Source organism: Sulfitobacter sp. HI0129 (genome assembly GCF_001635395.1).
In the GTDB taxonomy this organism is placed as follows: domain Bacteria; phylum Pseudomonadota; class Alphaproteobacteria; order Rhodobacterales; family Rhodobacteraceae; genus Sulfitobacter.
In genome coordinates this window covers 1-302 of the sequence record NZ_LWGH01001008.1, presented here as the reverse complement: position 1 = coordinate 302, position 302 = coordinate 1, and the positions used below count along the sequence as shown (strand labels likewise).

Below are 302 nucleotides of genomic sequence, written 5' to 3'. Positions count from 1 at the left end.
GACCTCTGACGAGCGCAGCAGCGCCTTGGTGGGGATGCACCCCCAGTTGAGGCAGATACCGCCAAGATGCTCACGCTCCACCACCGCGACCGACAGGCCAAGCTGCGCGGCCCGGATTGCGGCGACATAGCCGCCCGGCCCTGCGCCGATCACGATCACATCATAGGATTTTGCAGCCATTCCGGGACCTCGCGGTTGGTGGGGAAACTAGTTTACCGTTAAACCATCTCCCCGACCGCGACAACCACAGTTGCGCAAGACAGAAGCCTTCAGGCCGCGTGCGCCCCCTGCAACCGGCGCAG

Annotated in this window: 1 protein-coding gene; it reads right to left on the bottom strand. The window is 64.2% G+C overall.

Annotated features, from left to right (window positions below; all coding sequences use genetic code 11):
- Positions 1-180, bottom strand: a 180-nt coding sequence (locus A3764_RS21775; protein ID WP_150122394.1) for an FAD-dependent oxidoreductase, incomplete at its 3' end; no start/stop codon positions are given.
- Between the last annotated feature and the right edge of the window lie 122 nt (positions 181-302).